We start from the raw sequence: 23178 nt of genomic DNA on the forward strand, positions 1-23178 counted from the left end.
CCGCGACTCTATGGGAAGAACATGGTGGAAATGGTCACCGTGGAGTAACGATCACGTCACGACGCGTGACGGCGAAACACCGGCTTCTCAGGCTTTGGGGTGAAGATCCTCCGTCGGGCGCGCGTCGACTCCGGCTTCCTTACGCTGCTCAGCAGTGATGGGCGCCGGGGCCGCGGTGAGTGGGTCATACCCGCCACCGCTCTTCGGAAACGCGATCACGTCGCGGATCGAGTCGCTCCCGGCGAGGATCGCGCAGATCCGGTCCATGCCGATCGCGATGCCGCCGTGCGGGGGCGCGCCGAACTTGAACGCGTCCAGCAGGAAGCCGAATTTCTCCTGCGCCTCGTCCTCGGTCAGGCCCATCACGGCGAAGACCCGCTTCTGGACGTCCTCGCGGTGGATCCGGATCGAACCGCCGCCGAGCTCGTTGCCGTTGCAGACGATGTCGTAGGCGTACGCCAGCGCACTCCCCGGGTCGGTGTCGAAGGTGTCCGCGAACTCGGGCTTGGGCCCGGTGAACGCGTGGTGCACCGCCGTCCAGGCACCCGCGCCGACGGCGACGTCACCGCTGGCGACCGCGTCCGAGCTCGGCTCGAACATCGGGGCGTCGACGACCCAGGTGAAGGCGAAGGCGCTCTCGTCGATCAGGTCGCCGCGGCGGCCGATCTCCAGCCGGGCCGCGCCCAGCAGCGCGCGGCTGGACTTGGGCGCGCCGGCGCCGAAGAAGATGCAGTCCCCCGGCTGGGCGCCGACGTGCGCGGCCAGTCCGGCCTGCTCGGTCTCCGACAGGTTCATGGCCACGGGCCCGCCCAGGGTCCCGTCCTCGGCCACCAGGACGTAGGCCAGGCCCTTGGCTCCGCGCTGCTTGGCCCACTCCTGCCAGGCGTCCAGCTTCTTGCGCGGCTGGCTCGCTCCCCCGGGCATCACCACGGCGCCGACGTACGGCGCCTGGAAGACCCGGAAGGTGGTGTCGGCGAAGTACTCGGTGCACTCGACCAGCTCGAGACCCATCCGCAGGTCCGGCTTGTCCGAGCCGAACCGGCGCATCGCCTCGGCGTACGTCATCCGCGGGATCGGGCGCGGGATGTCCACGTCGATCAGCTTCCACATCGCGGCGAGGACGTCCTCCATCAGCGCCATCACGTCGTCCTGGTCGACGAAGCTCATCTCGATGTCGAGCTGGGTGAACTCCGGCTGCCGGTCGGCCCGGAAGTCCTCGTCCCGGTAGCACCGGGCGATCTGGTAGTACCGCTCCATGCCGGCCACCATCAGCAGCTGCTTGAAGAGCTGCGGGCTCTGCGGCAGCGCATACCAGGAACCGGGCGCGAGTCGCGCGGGCACCAGGAAGTCGCGGGCGCCCTCCGGGGTCGACCGGGTCAGCGTCGGCGTCTCGACCTCCACGAAGTCGTGGCTGTCGAGGACGTCGCGGGCCGCCTTGTTCACCTTGCTGCGCAGGCGGAGCGCGGCGTTCGGGCCGCTGCGGCGCAGGTCCAGGTAGCGGTGCTTGAGCCGGGCCTCCTCGCCGACGTCCACGTGGTCGCTGATCGGGAACGGCAGCGGAGCCGCTTCGCTGAGCACCTCCACGTCGGTCGCGACGATCTCGATCGCGCCGGTGGCCAGGTTCGGGTTCTCGTTGCCCTCCTTGCGGGCAGCCACCTCACCGGTGATCTTCAGGCAGTACTCCGCGCGGAGCGCGTGCGCGACGTCCTCGTCGCGGATCACGACCTGGACGACCCCGCTGGCCTCGCGCAGGTCGATGAAGGCCACCCCGCCGTGGTCGCGGCGGTTGGCCACCCAGCCGGCGAGGGTGACGGTCTGGCCGACGTGCTCGGCGCGCAGCGCGCCGGCGTCGTGGGTGCGGATCACGGGAGTTCCTTCTTGTCGTCGGTGGTCGAGCTGGTGCCGGAGACTGAGCCGGTGCCTGAGATTGAGCTTGTCGAAATCAGGTGAGCCACGTGTGCGGCCACCTCGTCCAGGGGTACAGCGACCTGTTCCCCGCTGTCCATTGCTTTGAGCTGGCACTCGCCGGCTTCCAGGTCGCGCTCGCCGATCACGATCGTGTACGGCGCACCGGAGCGGTCCGCCCCCTTCATGGCGCCCTTGAGCCCGCGCGAGCCGAACGAGAGATCGGTGCGGATGCCGGCCCGGCGGAGCTCGGTGACCAGGAGGGCGGCGCGCGTCCGGGCCTCGCCGAGCGGGACGACGTACACGTCGAGCGACCGGGTCGGCCCAGGGGTCAGTCCTTCGGCCCGGCAGGCCAGGAAGGTCCGGTCGATGCCGAGCCCGAAGCCGATGCCGGAGAGCTCCTGGCCGCCGAGCTGCGCCATCAGGCCGTCGTACCGGCCGCCGCCACCGATCCCTCCCTGGGCCCCGAGGCCGTCGTGGACGAACTCGAAGGTGGTCCGGGTGTAGTAGTCGAGCCCGCGCACCATCCGCTTGTTGATCACGTAGGTGACCTCGTTGGCGTCGAGCAGGGAGCGGACCGCTGCGAAGTGCTCGGCGCAGGCCTCGCAGAGATGGTCGAGCATCAGCGGCGCATCGGCGAGCTGGGCCTGGACTTCGGGCCGCTTGTCGTCCAGCACCCGCAACGGGTTCAGCTGAGCCCGCTCCCGGGTGGCGTCGTCGAGGTCGAGGCCGGCCAGGAAGCCGACCAGCAGGTCGCGGTACGCGGGCCGGTCCTCCGCACATCCCAGCGAAGTGAGCTCGAGCCGGTAGCCGGTCAGGCCCAGCGACTTGTACCCGTCGTCGGCGATGGTGATTACCTCGGCGTCCAGGGCCGGGTCGTCGGACCCGATCGCCTCGATGCCGAACTGCTGGAGCTGGCGGTAGCGGCCGTGCTGCGGGCGCTCGGCGCGGAAGAACTGCCCGCGGTACCAGAGCTTCACCGGCAGCTGGCCGCGATCCAGGCCGTGCTCGATGACCGAGCGCATCACGCCGGCGGTGCCCTCGGGGCGCAGCGTCAGCGACCGGTTGCCCCGGTCGGTGAAGGTGTACATCTCCTTGCTGACCACGTCGGTGGACTCACCGACGCCGCGTACGAACAGGTTCGTGTCCTCGAAGACCGGCAGCTCGACGTACCCGTACCCGGCCAGGATCGCCGGTGCCGCGAGCGCCTCGTGCACGGCGAGGAAGGTGGCCGAGTCCGGCGGGAGGTACTCCGGGACGCCCTTGGGGGCGGAGATGCGGTCGCTCATCACAGCCCCCGGGTCACCGGCGAGGCGGTGGGATCACCGTCGATGAGGTCGAGCAGGTAGGGGTTGGTGGCCCGCTCCTGTCCGATCGAGGTCTGTTCACCGTGCCCGGGAAGCACCACGATGTTGTCGGCCAGCGGCAGCACCTTGGTGCGCAGGCTGCGCAGCATCGTCGGGTGGTCGCCGCCCGGGAGGTCGGTACGGCCGATCGAGCCGGCGAAGAGCAGGTCCCCGGAGAACATCACCTCGGCGATGTCGTCCTGCGCGTAAGGCGTGCGGAAGACGATCGAGCCCGCGGTGTGCCCCGGCGTGTGGTCGACCAGGAACTCCAGACCGGCCAGCTCCAGGGTGGCGCCGTCCTCGATCTCCTCGACCCGGTCCGGCTCGGCGAACTCGTACTTGCCGCCGAGCATCATCGCGGTGGTCTCCGCGGACATCCCCGCCATCGGGTTCGCCAGCAGGTGCCGGTCGTCCGGGTGGATGTACGCCGTGGCGTCGTACGCGCCCGCCACCGGGGCCACGCACCACATGTGGTCGACGTGCCCGTGGGTGACCAGGACCGAGACAGGCTTCAGCTTGTGCTCGCGGATGACCGCGTCCACACCGGCGGCGGCGTCCTTGCCCGGATCGATCACCACGCACTCGGTGCCCGCGCCGGTCGCCACCACGTAGCAGTTGGTACCCCACGGCCCGGCCGGAAAGCCTGCGATCAGCACTGACAATTCTCCTGCTCGGGGGGTGGACGAACGGGGTTCAGCCTACTGTCCCCGGACAGGGGCGTTCGTCATGGCTACGATGAACCCCGCAGCAGGTGCTCCACCGGACGGAAGGGTCATAGTGACCGCGCAGGGCAACCAGGGCGACAGCTTCGGACGCGTCGACGCAGACGGGACGGTCTACGTCCGCATCGGCACCGAGGAGCGGATCGTCGGTCAGTACCCCGAAGGCACGCACGAAGAGGCGCTTGCCTTCTACACCAAACGATTCGAGGGGCTGGAGTTCGAGGTCCATCTCCTCGAGCAGCGGGTCCGGTCCGGGGCGATGTCCCCCGACGAGGCGACCTCGTCGATCGCGCGCCTGGCCGAGCAGCTGGACGAGCCGAAGGCAGTGGGCGACATCACCGCGCTCACCGCGCGGCTGAACTCCCTGCGACCCGTCATCGGCATGCAGCGCGAGCAGCGCCGCGAGGAGCGCAGCAAGAAGATCGAGGAGTCGCGCACCCGCAAGGCTGCGATCGTCGCCGAGGCCGAGAAGATCGCCGGCGGCACCGACTGGCGCAACGGCGCCAACAAGCTGCGCGACCTGCTGGCGGAGTGGAAGGAGCTCCCCCGCCTGGAGAAGGCGGCCGACGACGAGCTCTGGCACCGGTTCTCCGGCGCCCGAACGGCCTACACCCGTGCCCGCAAGGCGCATTTCGCGGTGATGACCGAGCAGCGCGAAGGCGCCCGGGTGATCAAGGAGCGTCTCGCCAAGGAGGCCGAGGCCCTCGCCGACTCCACCGACTGGGGCGCGACCGCGGCCAAGTACCGCGGCCTGATGGCCGAGTGGAAGGCCGCTGGTCCGGCGCCCAAGGACGTCGACGACGCCCTCTGGAAGCGCTTCCGCGGTGCCCAGGACCAGTTCTTCGGGGCCCGTGACGCCGACAACGCGAAGATCGACGAGGAGTTCGCCGCCAACGCCGTCGTGAAGGAGGCGCTCCTGGTCGAGGCCGAGGCGCTGCTCCCGATCACCGACCTCGCGGCGGCGAAGAAGGCCTTCCGCGACATCGGCGAGCGCTGGGAGGCGGCCGGCAAGGTCCCCCGCGACCAGATCAAGACGCTGGAGGCGCGGATCCGCAAGGTCGAGCAGGAGATCCGCGGGCTCGAAGAGGACCAGTGGAAGAAGTCCGACCCGGAGAAGTCCGCTCGTGCCGACGGGATGGTCGGCCAGCTGCAGGACGCCATCGCGAAGATCGAGGCGGACCTGGAGAAGGCCCGTGCCGCCGGGGACGCCAAGAAGGTCAAGGACCTCGAGGAGAACCTGGCGTCGCGCCAGTCGTTCCTCGACCTCGCGATGAAGACGGCGTCCGAGTTCTCGTAGTCCCTGCCGACCTGCGCGCCGACCCGATCAGTGCGTGACGCGGTAGGCGTCGAACACCCCGTCGATCATCCGGACCGACTTCAGGATCGCGCCGAGGTGCTTGGGGTCGCCCATCTCGAACGCGAACTTGCTCTTCGCCACCCGGTCCCGGCTGGTGTTCAGCGACGCCGACAGGATGTTGACGTGCTGATCGGCCAGCACCTGGGTGATGTCCGAGAGCAGCCGCGCGCGGTCGAGCGCCTCCACCATGATCTGGACCAGGAAGGTCGAGGTCGAGGTGGGCGCCCACTCCACGTCGACCAGCCGCTCCGGCTGGCCGAGAAGGTCGGCCGCGTTGGTGCAGTCCTTGCGGTGCACCGAGACGCCTGAGCCCCGGGTCACGAACCCGAGGATCTCGTCACCCGGGACCGGGGTGCAGCACTTGGCCAGCTTCACCAGGACGTCGGTGCCGTCCAGGCCCATCACGATCACGCCGGAGTCGCCGGCCGTCTTCTGCGCGCGCCGCGGCCGGGTGATCGTGACCGTCTCGGCCATGTCCTCGGCAGCGCCCTCGGTGCCGCCGACGAGCTCGACCACCTTCCGGACGACGGCCTGGGCGCCGAGGTTGCCCTCACCGACCGCGGCGTAGAGCGCCGAGACGTCGGCCAGCCGGAAGTCGTTGGCCACCTGGGTCAGCGACTCGTGCGTCATCACCCGCTTGAGGGAGACGCCTTCCTTGCGCATCAGCTTCGCGATCTGGTCCTTGCCGACCTCGATCGCCTCTTCGCGGCGCTCCTTGGTGAACCAGTGCCGGATCTTGCTGCGCGCCCGGGGCGACTTCACGAAGCCGAGCCAGTCGCGGCTCGGGCCGGCGTTCGGGGACTTCGAGGTGAAGACCTCGACCACGTCGCCGTGCTCGAGCTTCGACTCCAGCGGCACCAGCCGGCCGTTGACCCGGGCACCGATGGTGTGGTGGCCGACCTCGGTGTGGATCGCGTAGGCGAAGTCGATCGGCGTCGAGCCGATCGGCAGCCCCATCACGTCGCCGCGGGGGGTGAAGACGTACACCTCGGCCGCGTTGATCTCGAAGCGCAGCGACTCCAGGAACTCGCCCGGGTCCTCGACCTCGTTCTGCCAGTCCAGGAGCTGGCGCACCCAGGGCATGTCGCTCTGGCCGCTCTCGGCAAGCGTCTTGTCGGTGTCCACCCCGGCGCGGGTGTCCTCCTTGTACTTCCAGTGCGCGGCGACGCCGTACTCGGCGCGGCGGTGCATCGCGAAGGTCCGGATCTGCATCTCGACGGCCTTGCCGGAGGGGCCGATCACGGTGGTGTGCAGCGATTGGTACATGTTGAACTTCGGCATCGCCACGAAGTCCTTGAACCGGCCCGGGATCGGGTTCCACCGGTTGTGCAGCACGCCGAGGACGCTGTAGCAGTCCGGGTCGTTGTCGACCAGGATCCGGATCCCGACCAGGTCGTAGATGTCGGTGAACTCGCGGCCGCCGTGGATCATCTTCTGGTAGATCGAGTAGTAGTGCTTCGGCCGGCCGGTGACCCGGGCCTTGATCTTCGCGCCCTTCAGGTCGCTCTCGACCACGTCGATCACCTGGCGCATGAACTGGTCGCGCGAGGGCGAGCGCTCCGCGACCATCCGCACGATCTCGTCGTAGATCTTCGGGTGCAGGGTCGCGAACGCGAGGTCCTCCAGCTCCCACTTGATCGTGTTCATGCCGAGCCGGTGCGCCAGCGGGGCGAAGATCTCCAGGGTCTCCCGGGACTTGCGCTCCTGGGTCTCGGCCTTCACGTAGCGCAGCGTGCGCATGTTGTGCAGCCGGTCGGCCAGCTTGATGACCAGCACCCGGATGTCCCGGCTCATCGCCACGATCATCTTGCGGATGGTCTCGGACTGCGCCGAGTCGCCGTACTTGACCTTGTCGAGCTTGGTGACCCCGTCGACCAGCAGCGCCACCTCGTCGCCGAAGTCCTTGCGGAGCTGGTCCAGCGTGTACGGCGTGTCCTCGACGGTGTCGTGCAGCAGCGACGCCACCAGCGTCGGCTCGGTCATGCCGATGTCCGCGAGGATCGTCGTCACGGCCAGCGGGTGGGTGATGTACGGGTCCCCGCTCTTCCGCATCTGCCCGCGGTGGTGCAGCTCCGCGGTGGCGTACGCGCGCTCGAGGAGGGCCAGGTCGGCCTTCGGATGATTCGCCCGTACGGCGCGGAAGAGCGGCTCGAGCTCGGGGTTGCCGACCTGCTTGCTGGTGCCGATCCGGGCTAGCCGGGCCCGGACGCCGCGACCGCCGCTGAGGATCGGTCCGCTCGGCTCGACGATCGGCGGCGAGGCGGGCGGGGGCGCGCTCGGAGCAGCGTCCGCGATGACCCTTTCCTCCGCCATGCGTCCAGTCTAGGGCTCAGGTCAGAGAGTGCGCAGGGACAGCAAGGGGGTCTCCCCCAGGGCGCCCCGGCCGTGCAGGAACGAGAGCTCCATCAGCACGGCCAGAGCGTGCACCACACCACCGCCCTGCGCGACCAGGGAAGCGGTCGCGGCGGCCGTCCCGCCGGTGGCCAGGACGTCGTCGATCAGCAGCACCCGCTCGCCCGGCACCAACGCGTCGGTGTGCATCTCCAGGGTGGCCTCGCCGTACTCCAGCGAGTAGCTGACGGCATACGTCGCGGACGGCAGCTTGCCGGGCTTGCGCACCGGGACGAACCCGACGCCGAGGGCGAGCGCCACCGGTGCCGCGAGGATGAACCCGCGGGCCTCCATCCCGATCACCTTGTCGACGCAGACCGCGCCGGACTCGTCGCGGCCGGCCGCGGCCAGTGCCTGCACGACCGCCGTGAAGCCGTCATGGTCGGCCAGCAGCGGGGTGATGTCCTTGAACATCACGCCCGGCTGCGGGAAGTCCGGGATGTCCCGGATCAGTCGATCGAAGATCGCGTCCAGGCTCTCGGCGGTCATCGAGCGGTCACTTGCCGCGCTTGGACCGGGGCTGCCTGGTCGGTTGCGGGCGGTGCGCCGAGCCGGACGGCTCGATCGGTGCCTTCGGCTCCGGGACGACCCGGCCGCTTCCGGTTGCCGAGGCTCGTGACGCCGGCGTCACGAACGGGGTCCGGGGCTGGCCCTCGTCGTCCTCGTCCAGCTCGCCGCTGCCCTCGACCACCGGCATGTCCTCGGTGAAGGTGGGCACGTTGGCGTACTTGTCGACGTCCCGCTTGGCGCGCGCCCGTGCCCGGCGGTCGGCGTCGACCACGGTCGCCTCGCTCTGCTTCATGTGCACCAGCAGGCGCGGCGCGATGAAGACCGAGGAGTAGATGCCGACGCCCATGCCGACGAACTGCGCCAGCGCCAGGTCCTGCAGCGAGCTGGCGCCGAGCTGGACGGCGCTCACGTAGAGGATCGCGCCGATCGGGATCAGGGCCACGATCGAGGTGTTGATCGAGCGCACCAGGGTCTGGTTCACGGCCAGGTTGGCCGCGTCGCTGTAGGTCTGGCCGCTACGGCGCAGGTCGTGGGTGTTCTCCCGGATCTTGTCGAAGACGACCACCGTGTCGTACATCGAGAAGCCGAGGATCGCGAGCAGACCGGTCACCGCCGCCGGCGTCACCGTGAAGCCGGAGAGCGAGTACACGCCCATCGTGATGACCACGTCGTGCAGCAGGGCCACCAGACCCGCGACGGACATCTTCCACTCCCGGAAGTAGCCCCAGATGAAGAGGACGACCAGGATCAGGAAGATGCCGACGCCGAGGATGGCCCGCTTGGCCACCTCCTTGCCCCAGCTGGCTCCGATCTCGGTCGGCGACACGTCGCCGGGCTTCACCCCAAGCCCCTCCTGGAGCTTCGACTGCAGCTCGCCGGCCTCGTCGCTGGAGATCGGCTCGACCTGGACGATCAGGGAGTCCTTGCCCGAGGTCGTCACGACCGGGGTTCCGGCGTCCTCGATGCCGGAGCTGGCCACGAGGTCGCGGGCCTTGTCCGCCCCGGACTGACCCGCGTTCTGGCCGGTGAGGTTGAGGACCCGGTACTCGGTACCGCCGGTGAACTCGATGCCGAACTTGAACCCGTTCAGCACGATGACCGTCAGGAAGAACCCGACGATGACGACGGAGACCGAGTACCAGACGGAGCGGCGGCCGACGAAGTCGATCGACCGGGCACCGGTATAGAGCTCGTTTCCTGCTCGTGAGAAGCGGCCCATCAGACCCTCCCTCCCTGGGGCTCGGCGTCGAGGCCGAGCGTCGCGCGGCTGAGGCCCGAGAGCGCGCCGCCACCGTTGAAGAACTTGAACCGGGCCAGGTAGGACACCGCGTGCTTGGTGAACCAGAACAGCACTGCGAGGTCCACCAGGGTCGAGAGACCGAGCGCGAACCCGAAGCCCTTGACCACGCCGGTGGCGAAGAAGTAGAGCACGCCGGCGGAGAGCAGCGAGACCACGTTGGCGGCCATCCGGGTCTTCCGAGCCCGGGCCCAGCCGGTCTCGACCGCGACCCGCATCGACCGGCCCTCGCGCATCTCGTCACGTATCCGTTCGAAGAAGATGACGAAGGAGTCCGCTGTCACGCCGACACCGATGATCAGACCCGCGATACCCGGCAGGGTCAGCGTGAAGCCGGCCGCCTTGCTGAGCAGCAGCACCAGGGCGTAGGTGATCGCGGCTGCCACGACGAGCGAGGCGAGCACGACGGTGCCGAGGCCGCGGTAGTAGATCAGGCAGTAGAGCATCACGAGGACGAAGCCGATGCCGCCGGCCCAGAGGCCCGCGCTGAGCTGGTTGCCCGCCAGCGACGGCCCGATGATCTCGGTGGACGGGTCCGCCTCGAACTTGATCGGGAGCGCGCCGAACTTCAGCGAGTTCGCCAGCGCGGTCGCGGACTCCTCGTTGAAGGAACCGGTGATCTGGGCCGAGCCGTCGGTGATCACACCGGTGAAGCCCGGGTAGGAGAGCACCTGACCGTCGAGGACGACGGCGAACGAGCCGCCGTTGTCGATCAGGGCCCGGCTGATGTCGGCGAAGTCCTTGACCGCCTTGCCCTTGAGCTCGAGGTTCACCGCCCAGGCCGCCTGGCCCTGCGGGATGCCGGCGGAGGCCTTCTTCAGCGAGGTGCCCTCGATGACGGCCTTGGAGAGCAGGAACTTCTGCCCGTCCTCGTCGCAGGTGATCAGCGGCTCTGCCGGGTTGTCGACCACCGGTGCCGCGGCGCCGTCGGCCGGGCAGGTGAAGGCAGCGAACTTGGTGACCCACTCGGCCGGCGGGTTCGCCGCCCAGGCCAGCTCGGAGGTGACGTTGGCGTCGTCCTGCGTCGGCGTGCCGGTCGGGGTGCCCGTGGGCGTCCCGGTGGGTGTTCCTGTCGGAGTCCCCGAAGGCTTCCCGGTGGGCGTCGGCGTCGGGGTGTCCGCCTGCTTCGCGAACCCGGGGGCCGGGCGCGGGTTCGGCGTGGAGGTCGCCTTCTTCTTCGGGCTGGCCTTGTCGGTCGGCTTGGCCTTGTTGGTGGCCTTGCCGGACGGCGTCGCGGTCGGGGACGGGGTCGGGGTCGGGGTACTGGTCACCGGGACACCGGGCTGGCGTCCGCCGTTGGCGACCAGGCGGAACCGCAGCTGCGCGGTCCGCTTGACCGTGTCGACCAGGTCACGACGGCTCCTGCCGGGGATCTCGACGACGAGGAACCGGTTGCCCTGGGTGGTCACGTCGGCCTCGGCGACACCGGACCCGTTGACCCGCTGGTCGATGATCTTGCGGGCGAGATCCAGGTTCGCGGCCTTCGGGTTGCCCTCGGCGATCAGCGTGATCCGGGTGCCGCCCTGGAGGTCGAGGCCCAGCTGGGGCTTCCAGGTACCGGCGAGCGCCACCAGCCCGAAGAGCACGGCGACGCCGACGAAAAACACCACCAGCCGTTGGCCCGGCCGATACTTCTTAGTTGCCACGGTCCAGCGTCTCCTCAGTCTTCGGGGTCGTGCTCGTCGGTGGTGGGTGCTTCAGCGTCAGGCGCCCGTCGTACGACGACCTGACGGGCGACCGTGATCACGGTGCCTTCGGCGATCTCCAGCTGGACCTTGTCACCGTCAAGCGAACGAACGGTGCCGAAGATACCCGCGGAGAGGATCACTTCGTCGCCGATCTCGATCTCTGCCTGCAAAGCGGCGACACGGCGCTGCGAGGCGCGGGTCGACCGGGTCAGCAGGAACCAGAGGCCTACGAGGGCAACCAGGTAGAGCACGATCTGCAGCTCTGGGGGCACGGGGAGGACTCTCGGTGTCGGGTTCAGGTGCTTCGGCAGTAGCGCGCGCCAGCACAGGGGTGCGCCACGCCGAGGAAGTGTAACCGGCAACACGTCATCGGACCGACGCCGGGCGGATCAGCCTGTGGGTTCTCCGTCGCCGAAGAGGGTTCCGTGGTCGGAGAACGGCGACGAGGCCGGTACGGCGAGCCCCAGGTGGGTCCACGCAGCCGGGGTCGCGACCCGTCCGCGCGGGGTCCGCGCGAGCATCCCGGTGCGCACCAGGAAGGGTTCGGCGACCTCCTCCACGGTCTCGCGCTCCTCGCCGACGGCGACCGCGAGCGTGCTCAGCCCGACCGGCCCGCCCCCGAACCGCCGGCAGAGCGCGTCCAGCACCGCCCGGTCGAGGCGGTCCAGCCCGGTCTCGTCCACCTCGAAGAGCTCCAGCGCCCGGCGGGCGACGTCCCGGGTGACGATGCCGTCCGCGCGGACCTGGGCGTAGTCCCGGACCCGGCGGAGCAGGCGGTTGGCGATCCGCGGGGTGCCCCGCGAGCGCAGCGCGATCTCGGCGGTGCCCTCGGGCACGGTGCCGACCTCCAGCAGGCCGGCGGAACGCTGCACGATCAGGTCGAGGTCCGCGGCCGCGTAGAACTCCAGGTGGCCGGTGAAACCGAACCGGTCCCGCAACGGCCCCGGCAGCAACCCGGCCCGGGTGGTCGCCCCGACCAGCGTGAACGGCGGGATCTCCAACGGGATCGCGGTGGCGCCCGGCCCCTTGCCGATCACCACGTCGACCCGGAAGTCCTCCATCGCCAGGTAGAGCATCTCCTCGGCCGGCCGGGACATCCGGTGGATCTCGTCGACGAAGAGGACGTCGCCCTCGTTCAGCCCCGAAAGGATCGCGGCCAGGTCCCCCGCGTGGGTGATCGCCGGACCGCTCGTCAGCCGCAGCGGGGCGGACATCTCGGACGCGATGATCATCGCCAGAGTGGTCTTGCCCAGGCCCGGCGGTCCGGAGAGCAGCACGTGGTCGGCGGTGCGGCCGCGCGACCTAGCGGCGTCGAGGACCAGCGAGAGCTGCTCGCGCACCCGCTCCTGGCCGATCACCTCGTCCATCGACCGCGGCCGCAGGGCGGCCTCGACCGCGCGCTCGTCGGGATCGGCATCGAGATCGGTCACCGAGTCGGCCCGGGCCGCCCGTTGCTCCAGGAACTCGCGCTCGGCCTGCTCCAGGGCCGCCTGGACCGCGGACTCCACGTCCTCGGAGGCCATCAGGCCCTGCTCAGCGTCTGCAACGCGAGGCGGAGGAGCTGCGCCACGTCGGGCGCCTCCATCGTGTCGGCGGTCGGGGTGACCGCGGTGACCGCGCGGTCGGCCTCCTTGCCGGACCATCCCAGGCCGACGAGCCCGCCGTGCACCTGGCTCTGCCACTCCGCCACGGCGGCCTGCCCCGGCATCGCCGCGGACACCGAGCCGGGGGCGCCGATCCGGTCGCGCAGCTCGAGGATGATCCGCTGGGCGCCCTTCTGGCCGATGCCCGGCACGTTCGTCAGGGTCTTCACGTCGTCGCTGCCGACCGCTCGGCGGATCGCCTCCGGGTTCAGTACGGCGAGCATCGCCTGGGCGAGCTTCGGCCCGACGCCGCTGGCGGTCTGGACGAGCTCGAACATCTGCTTCTCGTCCTCGTCCGCGAAGCCGAACAGGGTCAGCGAGTCCTCGCGGACGACCATGCTGGTCGGCAAGGTGGCCTCGCTCCCCCGGCTCAGCTCCGCCAGCGTGTTCGGGGTGCACTGCAGCTCCAGGCCCACACCGCCGACCTCGAGAACGGCCGAGGTCAGGCCCACGGCCGCGACCCGGCCCCGGACGAACGCGATCATCGACCGGCTCCTGCTGCCTGGGCGACCGCGGCCTGGATCCGGTTGGTAGCGGCTCCGCGCCAGATGTGGCAGATGGCGAGCGCGAGCGCGTCAGCGGCGTCGGCAGGCTTCGGGGTCTCGTCGAGGCGCAGCAGCCGGGTGACCATCGCCCCGACCTGGGCCTTGTCGGCCCGACCGTTGCCGGTCACCGCCGCCTTCACCTCGCTGGGCGTGTGCAGGGTCACCGGGATCCCCCGGCTGCATGCCGCCACCAGCGCCAGGCCGCTCACCTGGGCGGTGCCCATCACGGTGCGGACGTTCGCCTGCGCGAAGACCCGCTCGACCGCGATCGCGTCCGGCTCGGTGGCGTCGATCCACGCCTCGATGCCGCGGGAGATCAGCAGCAGGCGTTCCTCGATCTGCAGCTCCGGGGTCGTCTTCACGACACCGACCTCGACCATCGTCAGCGGTCGGCCGATCCCGCCGTCGACCACGCCGATGCCGCACCGGGTCAGACCCGGGTCGATGCCCAGAACACGCATACCAGCCTCACTCGTCGTACGAACACCTGTTCGGACGAATCTATCCCGGGCACGGGACGACGCGGTGAGCGACACACCGCAACGGGGTCGAACCTCAGCCGGCGGCGTCGACCTCGGCCATGACCTCGTCGGAGATGTCGAAGTTCGCGAAGACGTTCTGGACGTCGTCCAGGTCCTCGAGCGCGTCGACCAGGCGCAGCACCTTGGTGGCGCCGTCGGCGTCCAGGGCGACCTGCATCGACGGCACGAACATCGCGTCCGCCGAGTCGTAGTCGAGGCCCGCGTTCTGCAGCGCCGTCCGTACGTCGACCAGGTCGGTCGCCTGGCTGACCACCTCGAAAGCCTCGCCGAGGTCGTTGACGTCCTCCGCGCCGGCGTCCAGCGTCGCCTCCAGGACGTCGTCCTCGGAGACCGACTTGCCGTCCTGCTCGGTCGGGACGATCACGATGCCCATCCGGTGGAACAGGTACGCGACCGAGCCGGGGTCGGCGAGCGAGCCGCCGTTGCGGGTGACCGCGGTGCGGACCTCCATCGCGGCCCGGTTCTTGTTGTCGGTGAGGCACTCGATCAGCAGTGCGACGCCGTTCGGGCCGTAGCCCTCGTACATGATCGTGGTGTAGTCGGCACCGCCGGCCTCGGCACCCGAACCGCGCTTGACCGCGCGGTCGATGTTGTCCTTGGTGACCGAGGACTTCTTGGCCTTCTGGATCGCGTCGAAGAGCGTCGGGTTGCCGGCCGGGTCGCCGCCGCCCAGCCGGGCCGCGACCTCGATGTTCTTGATGAGCTTGGTGTTCATCTTGCTGCGCTTGGCGTCGAGGGCGGCCTTCTTGTGCTTCGTTGTTGCCCACTTGGAGTGGCCGGACATCAGCGTTCCTTCCCTACGACAACGGTGTCGCCCGTCGAGACCAGGTCCACGAACGCCTGATGGATGCGCGTGTCGCTCCCCACCTCGGGGTGGAAGGACGTCGCCATCAACGATCCCTGACGGACGGCGACGATCCTACCCGCGGCCGGACCGGACGCGACCCGGGCAAGCACCTCGACCTCCGCACCGACCTGCTCGACCCACGGCGCCCGGATGAAGACGGCGTGCACCGGGCCGTCGAGTCCCTCGAACGCCAGGTCGCCCTCGAACGAGTCGACCTGCCGCCCGAAGGCATTCCGCCGGACGGTGATGTCCAGACCGCCGAGCGTCTCCTGGTCCGAGGTGCCGTCGACGATCCGGTCGGCGAGCATGATCATCCCGGCGCAGGTCCCGAAGGTCGGCATCCCGCCGGCGATCCGCTTCTGCAACGGCTCGAAGAGGTCGAACGCGCGCGCCAGCTTGAACATCGTGGTGCTCTCGCCGCCGGGGATGATCAGCCCGTGGCAGCGCTCGAGCTCCTCGGGACGCCGTACGCCGATCGCGTCCACGCCGAGGGTGGTCAGCGCGCGCAGGTGCTCGCGCACGTCGCCCTGGAGCGCGAAGACACCGATCGTGGGGGAAGTCATGCCCCGATTGTCCCAGCCGGTCGCCGGAAGATCAGTCGCAGGTCGGCACCTTGTTGTTTCCGTTGCCGAACGTGTAGCTGATCGACGTCGAATTGGCCGAGAACGGACCGGCTCCGATCTGTGCCTGCACGTACGCGGTGCCGCTCTGGTTGTTGCTTCCGGTGAAGGTCTGACTCGTCGCGGCTCCGCTGATCGGAGAACCCGGCGTTCGAGTCACTCGATAGTTGGTGGCACTCGGTACTGCTGTCCAACTGATGGTGATGGTGTTCGCGTTCGCCGATCCGGCGGTGCAGGTGACGCCGGTCGGCGCAGGGGGCGCGACCGCACCCCAGGTCCCCGTCGCGATCGACGTCCCACTCGTCGCCACCGTGTCGTTCCAGGCCGCCCACGTCGTCTGCGACCACCCCGACACCACGGCGGCCGCCAGCGCCACGATCGCGCCCGCGGTCACGACGGCGAACGGACCGCGCCGGCTCTTCTTCCGGGCACCGGGTGCGACAGGCTCGACAGGCGGGACCGGGGCCGGCCCGGGACCGGCCCCCGCCTCGTCGAGAACCGGGGTCGCCGTACCGGCATCGTCCGAGTCCTGCCGGCGCCGGAACGCCAGCATCAGCATCAGCATCACGTAGCCGCCGAGCAGGTAGCTCCCGGGCGCCTTCGAGAACCAGGCGATCACGTAGCCGCCGTCGGGGATCGCGAACCAGAGCTTCGGCACCGACGCAACGGTGTAGATCTCCTGGTCGGCGACCGGGTTGTCGTCGCCCTTGAGCTGGAGGGTCGCCGATCCGTCGCCCGGCCCGATCGCGACGATCCGGTGGGTGACCGTCTTCTTCTGGGCGTTGGTGACCGTGACGATGTCCCCGACCCGGAGGTCGGCGGCATCGGTCGTGCGGGAGAAGCCCAGCGCGCCGGTGTCGACCGCCGGCGCCATCGACCCGGACCGGAACACGATCGGGCGGACACCGAGGACGAGCGCCAGCACGGCGACCACCGCGCAGAGGGCACCGACGATCGCGGTGAGCGTCAGCAGCAGCCGACCTCCCCGGGATCCCCAACGTCCGACGAGTGCCTTCATGGTGATCACTGCGAAGCGGTGAAGGTCAGCGCCACGTTCGTGGTCTTGTTGGAGTAGAGAGCCTGGTCGGCGGCGTTGTCGAGGGTGGCCTGGACGCAGAAGGTCTCGGTGGCTCCGGCCGCGAGCGGACGCTGGGTCCCGACCGAGCCGATGAAGTTGCCGGCCACGAAGCCGCCCGCCGTGTTCGCCAGGGTCGCGCCGCCGCAGGTGCCGCCGAGACCCGGGCCGCCGGTGGTCGTGGCCGCGGCGGTCAGCTTCACGGTCAGCGTGCCGGCCGGGAACGCGGTCCCGGTGATCGCCTGGGTCGCGTAGTAGGTCAGCGGCGACAGTCCGTCGTTCTTGACGGTGATCACGCCCGCGGTGGTGTTGCCGGGCAGCATGCCGGTGACGTTCAGCGTCGTGAAGGCGACCGCGTCGTCGGCGTCACCGTTCACCAGCAGGTCGATGCTGCCGGTGGTGATCGACGTACCGCTGACCGCCACGGTGTCGCTCCACAGCGCGAAGGTTCCCGAGGCGCCGAGAGCTGCCACGACTCCGAGGCTCAGCAGCGCCTTGGTACGGGTGCTGCGCAGACGGCGGGTCAGATCAAGCTTGGACATGGGAAGGCCTTTCCTCGAGAGCGGTGTAGCGGCGTCGGCTGTACCCGACGAGTCCGGCGCCGGCGGCGCAGAGCAGCACGGCGAAGAGCAACATGAAGGGCGAGACGACGGTGCCGGTGTCCGGCAGTCCGCCGCCACCGTCTCCACCGTCGCCGTCGCCGCCGTCGGTGGGCGGCAGGACGGACGCGTCCTGGCTGAGCGTCACGTCGAAACGGAAGTCCAGGCGCTGGGACTGCGTGGGATTGGCCGACTGCGGGTCGAAGTCGATCTTGACGGTGACCTCGTGGACCGTGCCGGCATCGACCGGCAGGTTGTCGAGCAGCAGGTGCGAACCTGCGGTGAGCGCGCCGGTGAACGGCCCGCCGTCGAGCTGCGCACTGATCGTCAGGTCGCCCGAGTTGATCAGGTCCTCGACCGGACCGGTGAGCAGGGTGACGTTCAGGACGGCTGCGTCCGCGCTCTGGTTGCGCACGAAGAAGCTCGCCTGCTCGGAGTCGCCCGGCACCCAGGTGAACGCGGGGTCGAAGAGCGGGCCGGGCAGTGTCGGCCCCCAGGTGACCCCGTCGGAGCTGAGGCCGAGTTCGCCGGCCGCGGCGGCGGGCGCCATCGATCCGGCGAGGACCAGCACCCCCGCGACTGCGGCGAGAACCAAACGGCGGATCACGATCCCACTCCTGCCATCTCGGGTGCTTCCTGCTCGGGTGCTGCCTGGGTCGGTGCTGCGGTACGGCGGTCCCGGAAGGCACCGGCGAAGGAGAAGGCCGCGTAGCCGAAGAGCAGCACCACCGCGCCCATCACGATCGCTCGGCGGATGTTCCCGTCGACCAGCAGCGAGGGGTAGGCGAGGTACGGGACGGAGTACCAGACCCTGCCCTTGATCTGCTCGGGGCGGACGACAGCCGGGTCCGCCGCGTCGTTCGCGTCCCCCTTCATCACGAAGCCGTACTCCCCGTTCATCGACATCGAGATCGAGTCGACCCGGTGGGTCGCGACGACGGGGTCGCCGGACTTGATCTGGTAGGTGACCGCGTCGCCGATCCGGAGCTGGGACGGCTCCACCGGCCGGGTCACCACCAGGGTCCCCGGCGGCATCGTCGGCCGCATCGAGCCGGTCAGGATCGTGTAGGCGTTGCCACCGGCGAACGTCGGCAGCAGCACCCCGAGGACGAGGACGACCACGACGAGACCCGCGGCCAGCAGGGCGAAGGCCCTGCCGGCCACGGAGCGCACGGAGCGCAAACTCATCGATTCCTACCTCGGGCTCAGGTCGATCAGTTGTGGACCTGGTTGACGTTGACCGTCACGTCGCCGAGCACGGCGTTGAGGTCCATGTGATCGGTCACGCTGCTGTTGAACGTGGCCTTCACGGTCACCTGGAGGGTCTGGCCGTCGTTCAGCTCGGTGAACTCGGTCGCCGCCACGTTGTTGACCTGCAGGTCAACGGCCGAGACGGTGAAGGCGTCCGCGAGCGGGGCCGGCAGGGTCGGCGCAGCCGCGGAGACGGTCGCCCGCAGGTGGTTGCCGGAAGCGTCGATGACGTAGGTGCAGACCCGGGTGAGGGCGTCGCCCGGGACCAGCGGGTCGCCGTCGGCGTAGGTCAGCGGAGCGTTCTCGCCCGAGTCGAGCTGCCAGGCACCGCAGTTCGGCGTGAGCAGGGCCAGGTGGCCGGTGGCGACGTCGGTTCCGGTGACGGTCGCACTGGTGCTCCAGTACGCCAGCGAGCCGGCGCCGCCGAGGAGCAGGGTTCCGGCTGCGGCTGCCGCGAGGGCGCCCTTGGTGGACTTCTTCATGGTTGAACCTCCAGGAGGAATCGATGAGCGGGGCTTGCCCGAGAGGCCCACCCGCCCAGATTCCTCGGTGCACCGATCCAGCGTCGAATTACGTCGCAGATGGGCAGATTTGGTCCAGACCGCGAACCGGATCAAACGGACACTTTCCGCAACTTGCCACGCGGATTACGGAACTCGGTTAGGAAGGGGGATTGCGCATTTCCCGCGTTCCGGGTCAGTCGCCGCGCAGTGCTCCGAGGATCAGGTCGTCGAGCGCGGCGGTCGGGTCCAGGACCGCACCTCGGTCCCGGGCGTGACCGTCGAGCTGGAACCAGACCGAGCGCGACAGGTGCGCCGCGATCACCTCGACCGAGGGCTCGCGCACCTCGCGGGCCAGCCAGAACCGGACCGTGCCGACGGCCTGGCCGACGATGCCGAAGACCAGCGGGTCCAGGACCTTGCGGTCCTCGTCGGTCAGCTCGACCTCCAGCAGGCTGGCACCCGAGGTGACCAGGATGGCGATCAGTCCGCCGATCTGCTGGGTCGCCTGGATCACGTCGCCGAGACGCTCGGCGTCCTGGCTCTCGGCGGCACCGATCCGGTGCAGCGCCGGATGCTCGGCAGCCCACTCGACGTACGCGTGCACGATCCGGCCGATGATCTGCTCGATCGTCCCGGAGAGCTCGAACTCGGGGACCAGTCGCTCCATCAGCAGCTCGATGATCTGCTTCTGCACGGCACGGTCCAGATCGGCCCGGTCGGCGAAGTGCCGGTAGATCACCGCCCGGCCGAGACCGGCCTCGGTAGCGATCTGCCGGACGTGGATCTCGGCGCCGACCGGCTCGCGCTCGATCACCGCGATCGCCGCCGCCAGGATCTGCATCCGGCGCTCTTCGCGATGCGCCGCCCACCGTTCGTCACGCCCGTCGGGGGTGGGGGTGGGCTTGGCGGTCACGAGGACAAGCCTAGGCGGTACGACCGTCGGCGGGTGCCGGCCTTGGCGATCCGGACCATCTCCGCGGCGTCGAGGAGCTTGACCCGGGGCCGCCCGGCGGCAGTACCGCGGGAACGCTCGTCGGCGTCCAGCCGGCGCCAGCCCTCGAGGTCGACCTGGTCGGGAGCGACCGCGTCGAGCCAGGCGTCGACCTCGCGGCGGCTCCCCTGGGGAGTCGCCAGCGCACCGGCCGCGAGGTCATCCAGGAACGACTCGACGGTCCGCTCCGAGCAGGACTTGTTCGTTCCGATGAACCCGTTGGGGCCGCGCTTGATCCAGCCGGCGACGTAGACGCCGGGGACGACCCGGCCCTCGTCGTTCGGCACGGTGCCGGTGGCCTCGTCGAAGGGCAGGCCCGCGACCGGACGGCCGCGGTAGCCCACCGAGCGCAGCACCATCCGGGCCTCGATGACCTCGGTCTCGCCGGTGCCGCTCGCGACCACCCGGCCGTCGATCGTCTCCAGCCGGGTCCGCTCGACCTCGATCCCGGTCACGGCCTCGTCGCCGAGCACCCGGAGGGGCGCGGCGCAGAACCGGAGCACGATCCGCCGCGCGTCCGGACGCTGCGGGCGGGCGGCGAGCTCGGAGAGCAGCCGTCCCTTCGCGGTGGTCCGATCGAGGTCGGCACCGCCGGTGTCGACGACGACGTCGACGTCCGCCAGCCCCGCGAGGCCGACGAGCTCGGGCATCGTGAAGGCCGCCTCGCTCGGGCCGCGCCGGCCCAGGACGACGACCTCGGTGACGTGGCTGCCGCGCAGGGTGGCCAGCGGCAGGTCGGCGATGTCGGTGGACGCGAGCGCGTCCGGGTCCGCGGTGAGGACCCGGGCGACGTCGAGCGCCACGTTGCCGTTGCCGACGATGACGACGCGTTCACCGCCGAGGTCGACCGGCGCGTCCTGGTGGTCCGGGTGGCCGTTGTACCAGCCGACGACATCGGTCGCGGAGAGGCTGCCGAGCAGGTCCTCCCCCTCGATGCCCAGCGGCTTGTCGGTCGAGGCACCGACCGCGTAGATCACGCCGTGATAGCGCGCGGTCAGGTCGTCGTGGGTGATCGCGGCGTCCGCGCCGACCTCGACGTTGAGCCGGTAGCCGAACCCGGGCTGGCCCTCGATCGCGGCGAAGAGCTTCGTTACCTGCTTGGTGTGCTGGTGGTCCGGCGCGACCCCCGCGCGCGCCAGCCCGTACGGCGTCGGCAGCCGGTCGAAGACGTCGACCGTCACGCCCGGGTGCTTGAGCAGCTCGTCGGCCGCGTACATCCCCGCCGGACCCGAGCCGACGACCGCCACCCGGACGTCCTGGGTCGGCAGCGTGCGCGGCGTGGGGATCACCGCGAGCGGCGTCCGGTCGGCGTGCGGCTGGTCGGCGTAGTAGAGCCGGTTGAGCTCGATGAACGGGAGCTCGGGACCGGTCAGCTTGGTGTGCGGCTTGAGCGCGTCCACGGGGCACGCGGTCGCGCAGGCGCCGCAGTCGACGCAGGCCTGCGGGTCGACGTACAGCATCTCGGCCTCGGCGAAGCCCGGCTCGCCGGGAGCCGGGTGGATGCAGTTGACCGGGCACGCGATGACGCAGGAAGCGTCCGCGCAGCAGGACTGCGTGACGACGTACGGCATGGCTCAGGCGGCCTTCCGGGCGCTCGGCTTCACCGGCTCGCTGCGGAAGCGGGCACCGGAGCCGTCGATCTTCAGCGCCTTCCAGACCTGGCGGGAGACCGGGTTCATCAGGTCGAGCTCGTCCGCCAGGGCGCGGACGTCGTAGAAGACGTCGCTGAGCATGGCGCGGGCCTCCGGGCTGTCCCAGAAGACGTCCTTCAGGACCTTCTTCGGGACGCCGACCTGCTGGGTCATCTCCTTGCCGGGCACCATGATCGCGTCGCCGAGAACGCGCATGACGACGGGCAGGACGACCGAGAGCACGCCCTTGCGGACCTTGCCGACCTTGGGCACGTTGCGCTTGAGGTACTCGTGCGCGAACGAGATGTGCCGGGCCTCCTCAGCGATGTGGATCTGCATGATGCGCTGCAGCAGCGGGTGCATCGCGTCACCCTCACGGAGGATCGCCTTCTGCAGGTGGTCGATCGGCTCCTCGCCGGCCAGCACGCCCATGAAGAACACGATCGAGAGCGGCCGGGCGGCCAGCGGCAGGAACGGCGCGACGACCCGGAAGTAGCGCGGACCACCCGGTACGTCGACCCCGGTGCGGTTCACGAACTCCTGGAACATCTGGGTGTGGTGGGTCTCCTCGGTCGCCTCGTGGGTGACGTAGCGGAACTCGGCCGAGTTGTTCGGCAGCCCCATCACGTACTCCATGAGGCCGCGGATCAGGATGTTCTCGAACTGCAGGCCGACCTTGGCGACGTTCGCCTGGCGCCAGATGCCGACCTCGATCTGCCGCTCCAGCGGCAGCGACTGGTACCACTCGCTGCGACCGAGGGCGTCCGCCTTCGGGAGCACCCAGCGCGGGTCGTCGTGGGAGACGGCGTAGTCCGGGTTGTCCCAGTCGATGTCCTCCCACGGGTCGAAGTGCTGGTGGACCGAACCCTCGGAGAGGGTCAGCAGCTTCTCTTCGTAGGTCTGGATCGCGGTCATCGGACACTCCTCGAGGACGTCGTTGTCTGTCCTGAGCAGGTTAGTGAGACACCGCGTCACATGTAAAGCACTACACGTGACTTCGTGTCACAGATATCTCCGCGTCCGCGGGGCATGTGGTGCGCGTCACCCGGTTCCGGGCCGTCGACGCCAGTGTGCGGCGACCTCGATCCGGCCCTCGTCGAAGTGCGCTTCCAGCCCGGCGGCCCCGAAGGCCGCGATCGCCTCCGCCAGCAGGTCGTCCCCCGGAGCGGCGTTCGCGGTGGTGCCGTGCCAGAGGTTCACCTCGAGCATGCCCTCCTCGACCGCGTGCCAGACGTCGGTCGGCGTGAACCAGCCGATCCCGCGCGGCGGCGGGACGTGGCGGGCGAGCTCATCGCGGGCGGACCAGTGGTCGGCGCAGCCCTGGAGCACGACGACTCCCCCGGCCTCCAGCGCGGCGAAGGCTGCCTGCAGCCGGTCGTAGTCGGTGGTCTCCGGCCAGGTCGCCGCTTCCGCGCGCCACGAGGCCTCCGCTTCGGCGATCCAGTCGGTCGCGGTGCTCGCGGCGTCCAGTCCCGGGTGGTCGGCCCGGACCGCCTCGACGACCTGACGACGCACGTCCGCAGGTGTGCCGAGTCCGGACCTGACCAGGTCGGCGACCCAGGACCGCGTGTCGGCCTGGGTCGGCCGCGCCATTACCAGCCGCGTTCGGCGAGGCGGTGGGGCTGGGGGATGTCTTCGACGTTGATGCCGACCATGGCCTCGCCCAACCCACGCGAGACCTTCGCGACCACGTCCGGGTCGTCGTGGAACGTGGT

General features: G+C 70.0%; 23 protein-coding genes and 1 pseudogene. 1 reads left to right on the forward strand and 23 read right to left on the reverse strand.

Translation table 11 applies throughout. The features are described from left to right. Nucleotides 1-87 precede the first annotated feature (87 nt). The 3 genes from aspS to EFK50_RS06215 are packed head-to-tail and all read right to left on the reverse strand — an operon-like array spanning nt 88 to nt 3907. The gene (gene aspS / locus EFK50_RS06205) at nt 88-1866 is read right to left on the reverse strand and encodes an aspartate--tRNA ligase (RefSeq protein WP_123226706.1); all 1779 of its coding nucleotides are present in this window, start codon (nt 1864-1866) and stop codon (nt 88-90) included. Continuing rightward, on the reverse strand, nt 1863-3194 hold the full coding sequence (gene hisS / locus EFK50_RS06210; protein WP_123226707.1) for a histidine--tRNA ligase: 1332 nt from the start codon (nt 3192-3194) through the stop codon (nt 1863-1865). Before hisS ends, aspS begins: the two co-directional genes overlap by 4 nt. Next, the gene (locus EFK50_RS06215; protein ID WP_123226708.1) at nt 3194-3907 is read right to left on the reverse strand and encodes an MBL fold metallo-hydrolase; all 714 of its coding nucleotides are present in this window, start codon (nt 3905-3907) and stop codon (nt 3194-3196) included. Before EFK50_RS06215 ends, hisS begins: the two co-directional genes overlap by 1 nt. A gap of 121 nt (nt 3908-4028) precedes the next feature. On the opposite strand from EFK50_RS06215, the gene EFK50_RS06220 reads away from it, so the two are divergent. Then, the gene (locus tag EFK50_RS06220) at nt 4029-5270 is read left to right on the forward strand and encodes a DUF349 domain-containing protein (RefSeq protein ID WP_246004063.1); all 1242 of its coding nucleotides are present in this window, start codon (nt 4029-4031) and stop codon (nt 5268-5270) included. Nucleotides 5271-5297: 27 nt separating this feature from the next. On the opposite strand, the gene EFK50_RS06225 is transcribed toward EFK50_RS06220, so the two are convergent. The 20 genes and pseudogenes from EFK50_RS06225 to EFK50_RS06320 all read right to left on the reverse strand — a co-directional run. Continuing rightward, complete coding sequence (locus EFK50_RS06225; protein ID WP_123226709.1) at nt 5298-7643, reverse strand: RelA/SpoT family protein; 2346 nt, start codon at nt 7641-7643, stop codon at nt 5298-5300. A 21-nt stretch (nt 7644-7664) separates the two neighbouring features. Next, nucleotides 7665-8210, reverse strand: coding sequence for an adenine phosphoribosyltransferase (locus EFK50_RS06230; RefSeq protein ID WP_123226710.1), 546 nt, complete (start codon nt 8208-8210; stop codon nt 7665-7667). A gap of 7 nt (nt 8211-8217) precedes the next feature. Further along, nucleotides 8218-9450, reverse strand: coding sequence for a protein translocase subunit SecF (secF, locus tag EFK50_RS06235; RefSeq protein WP_123226711.1), 1233 nt, complete (start codon nt 9448-9450; stop codon nt 8218-8220). Then, nucleotides 9450-11174: a protein translocase subunit SecD gene (secD, locus tag EFK50_RS06240; RefSeq protein WP_123226712.1), complete on the reverse strand. Its 1725-nt coding sequence runs from the start codon at nt 11172-11174 to the stop codon at nt 9450-9452. Before secD ends, secF begins: the two co-directional genes overlap by 1 nt. 14 nt (nt 11175-11188) lie before the next feature. Continuing rightward, a complete protein-coding gene (yajC, locus tag EFK50_RS06245) occupies nt 11189-11488 on the reverse strand; it encodes a preprotein translocase subunit YajC (protein WP_183407702.1) in 300 nt (99 codons plus the stop codon). Nucleotides 11489-11605: 117 nt separating this feature from the next. Beyond that, entirely contained in the window at nt 11606-12739 is a 1134-nt protein-coding gene (ruvB, locus tag EFK50_RS06250) for a Holliday junction branch migration DNA helicase RuvB (protein WP_123226714.1), read from the reverse strand. Continuing rightward, a complete protein-coding gene (gene ruvA / locus EFK50_RS06255; RefSeq protein ID WP_123226715.1) occupies nt 12739-13344 on the reverse strand; it encodes a Holliday junction branch migration protein RuvA in 606 nt (201 codons plus the stop codon). The genes ruvB and ruvA overlap by 1 nt, the downstream gene beginning before the upstream one ends. Continuing rightward, nucleotides 13341-13865: a crossover junction endodeoxyribonuclease RuvC gene (gene ruvC, locus EFK50_RS06260; protein WP_123226716.1), complete on the reverse strand. Its 525-nt coding sequence runs from the start codon at nt 13863-13865 to the stop codon at nt 13341-13343. The genes ruvA and ruvC overlap by 4 nt, the downstream gene beginning before the upstream one ends. Before the next feature lie 94 nt (nt 13866-13959). After that, nucleotides 13960-14730 (reverse strand): YebC/PmpR family DNA-binding transcriptional regulator, encoded by a 771-nt coding sequence (locus tag EFK50_RS06265; RefSeq protein WP_123226717.1) that lies wholly within the window; start codon nt 14728-14730, stop codon nt 13960-13962. After that, a complete protein-coding gene (gene pdxT, locus EFK50_RS06270; protein WP_123226718.1) occupies nt 14730-15356 on the reverse strand; it encodes a pyridoxal 5'-phosphate synthase glutaminase subunit PdxT in 627 nt (208 codons plus the stop codon). The genes EFK50_RS06265 and pdxT overlap by 1 nt, the downstream gene beginning before the upstream one ends. Before the next feature lie 31 nt (nt 15357-15387). Further along, nucleotides 15388-16431: a signal peptidase I gene (locus tag EFK50_RS06275; RefSeq protein ID WP_148046069.1), complete on the reverse strand. Its 1044-nt coding sequence runs from the start codon at nt 16429-16431 to the stop codon at nt 15388-15390. Between the two features lie 5 nt (nt 16432-16436). Next, nucleotides 16437-17030, reverse strand: a complete 594-nt coding sequence (locus tag EFK50_RS06280; RefSeq protein ID WP_123226720.1) for a SipW-dependent-type signal peptide-containing protein — start codon at nt 17028-17030, stop codon at nt 16437-16439. Further along, complete coding sequence (locus EFK50_RS06285; protein WP_123226721.1) at nt 17017-17694, reverse strand: LPXTG cell wall anchor domain-containing protein; 678 nt, start codon at nt 17692-17694, stop codon at nt 17017-17019. The genes EFK50_RS06280 and EFK50_RS06285 overlap by 14 nt, the downstream gene beginning before the upstream one ends. After that, nucleotides 17691-18275, reverse strand: a complete 585-nt coding sequence (locus EFK50_RS06290) for a signal peptidase I (protein WP_123226722.1) — start codon at nt 18273-18275, stop codon at nt 17691-17693. Before EFK50_RS06290 ends, EFK50_RS06285 begins: the two co-directional genes overlap by 4 nt. Before the next feature lie 26 nt (nt 18276-18301). After that, nucleotides 18302-18820, reverse strand: a complete 519-nt coding sequence (locus EFK50_RS06295) for an alternate-type signal peptide domain-containing protein (protein WP_123226723.1) — start codon at nt 18818-18820, stop codon at nt 18302-18304. A gap of 214 nt (nt 18821-19034) precedes the next feature. Further along, entirely contained in the window at nt 19035-19754 is a 720-nt protein-coding gene (locus EFK50_RS06300; protein ID WP_148046070.1) for a TetR/AcrR family transcriptional regulator, read from the reverse strand. After that, nucleotides 19751-21403 carry an FAD-dependent oxidoreductase gene (locus EFK50_RS06305; RefSeq protein ID WP_123226725.1) on the reverse strand — a complete coding sequence of 551 codons (1653 nt, stop codon included), beginning with the start codon at nt 21401-21403 and terminating at the stop codon, nt 19751-19753. Before EFK50_RS06305 ends, EFK50_RS06300 begins: the two co-directional genes overlap by 4 nt. 3 nt (nt 21404-21406) lie before the next feature. Next, nucleotides 21407-22378, reverse strand: a complete 972-nt coding sequence (locus tag EFK50_RS06310) for an AurF N-oxygenase family protein (RefSeq protein WP_123226726.1) — start codon at nt 22376-22378, stop codon at nt 21407-21409. A gap of 126 nt (nt 22379-22504) precedes the next feature. Beyond that, nucleotides 22505-23056 (reverse strand): DUF6891 domain-containing protein, encoded by a 552-nt coding sequence (locus tag EFK50_RS06315; protein WP_123226727.1) that lies wholly within the window; start codon nt 23054-23056, stop codon nt 22505-22507. Next, nucleotides 23056-23178, reverse strand: a pseudogene (locus EFK50_RS06320) (pyridoxal 5'-phosphate synthase lyase subunit PdxS); the annotation flags it as partial. The pseudogene EFK50_RS06320 and the gene EFK50_RS06315, both read right to left, overlap by 1 nt.

The sequence above is a fragment of the Nocardioides marmoriginsengisoli genome, from assembly GCF_003725695.1.
GTDB classification, from domain to species: domain Bacteria; phylum Actinomycetota; class Actinomycetes; order Propionibacteriales; family Nocardioidaceae; genus Marmoricola; species Marmoricola marmoriginsengisoli.

Coding starts and splice junctions, on each gene's coding strand:
- EFK50_RS06310 (WP_123226726.1), bottom strand. CDS start 22,378: ATGACCGCGATCCAGACCTACGAAGAGAAGCTGCTGACCCTCTCCGAG.
- EFK50_RS06230 (WP_123226710.1), bottom strand. CDS start 8,210: ATGACCGCCGAGAGCCTGGACGCGATCTTCGATCGACTGATCCGGGAC.
- EFK50_RS06290 (WP_123226722.1), bottom strand. CDS start 18,275: ATGAGTTTGCGCTCCGTGCGCTCCGTGGCCGGCAGGGCCTTCGCCCTG.
- ruvB (WP_123226714.1), bottom strand. CDS start 12,739: ATGGCCTCCGAGGACGTGGAGTCCGCGGTCCAGGCGGCCCTGGAGCAG.
- EFK50_RS06315 (WP_123226727.1), bottom strand. CDS start 23,056: ATGGCGCGGCCGACCCAGGCCGACACGCGGTCCTGGGTCGCCGACCTG.
- secF (WP_123226711.1), bottom strand. CDS start 9,450: ATGGGCCGCTTCTCACGAGCAGGAAACGAGCTCTATACCGGTGCCCGG.
- EFK50_RS06225 (WP_123226709.1), bottom strand. CDS start 7,643: ATGGCGGAGGAAAGGGTCATCGCGGACGCTGCTCCGAGCGCGCCCCCG.
- ruvC (WP_123226716.1), bottom strand. CDS start 13,865: ATGCGTGTTCTGGGCATCGACCCGGGTCTGACCCGGTGCGGCATCGGC.
- hisS (WP_123226707.1), bottom strand. CDS start 3,194: ATGAGCGACCGCATCTCCGCCCCCAAGGGCGTCCCGGAGTACCTCCCG.
- EFK50_RS06275 (WP_148046069.1), bottom strand. CDS start 16,431: ATGAAGGCACTCGTCGGACGTTGGGGATCCCGGGGAGGTCGGCTGCTG.
- EFK50_RS06280 (WP_123226720.1), bottom strand. CDS start 17,030: ATGTCCAAGCTTGATCTGACCCGCCGTCTGCGCAGCACCCGTACCAAG.
- EFK50_RS06305 (WP_123226725.1), bottom strand. CDS start 21,403: ATGCCGTACGTCGTCACGCAGTCCTGCTGCGCGGACGCTTCCTGCGTC.
- EFK50_RS06265 (WP_123226717.1), bottom strand. CDS start 14,730: ATGTCCGGCCACTCCAAGTGGGCAACAACGAAGCACAAGAAGGCCGCC.
- ruvA (WP_123226715.1), bottom strand. CDS start 13,344: ATGATCGCGTTCGTCCGGGGCCGGGTCGCGGCCGTGGGCCTGACCTCG.
- EFK50_RS06295 (WP_123226723.1), bottom strand. CDS start 18,820: ATGAAGAAGTCCACCAAGGGCGCCCTCGCGGCAGCCGCAGCCGGAACC.
- pdxT (WP_123226718.1), bottom strand. CDS start 15,356: ATGACTTCCCCCACGATCGGTGTCTTCGCGCTCCAGGGCGACGTGCGC.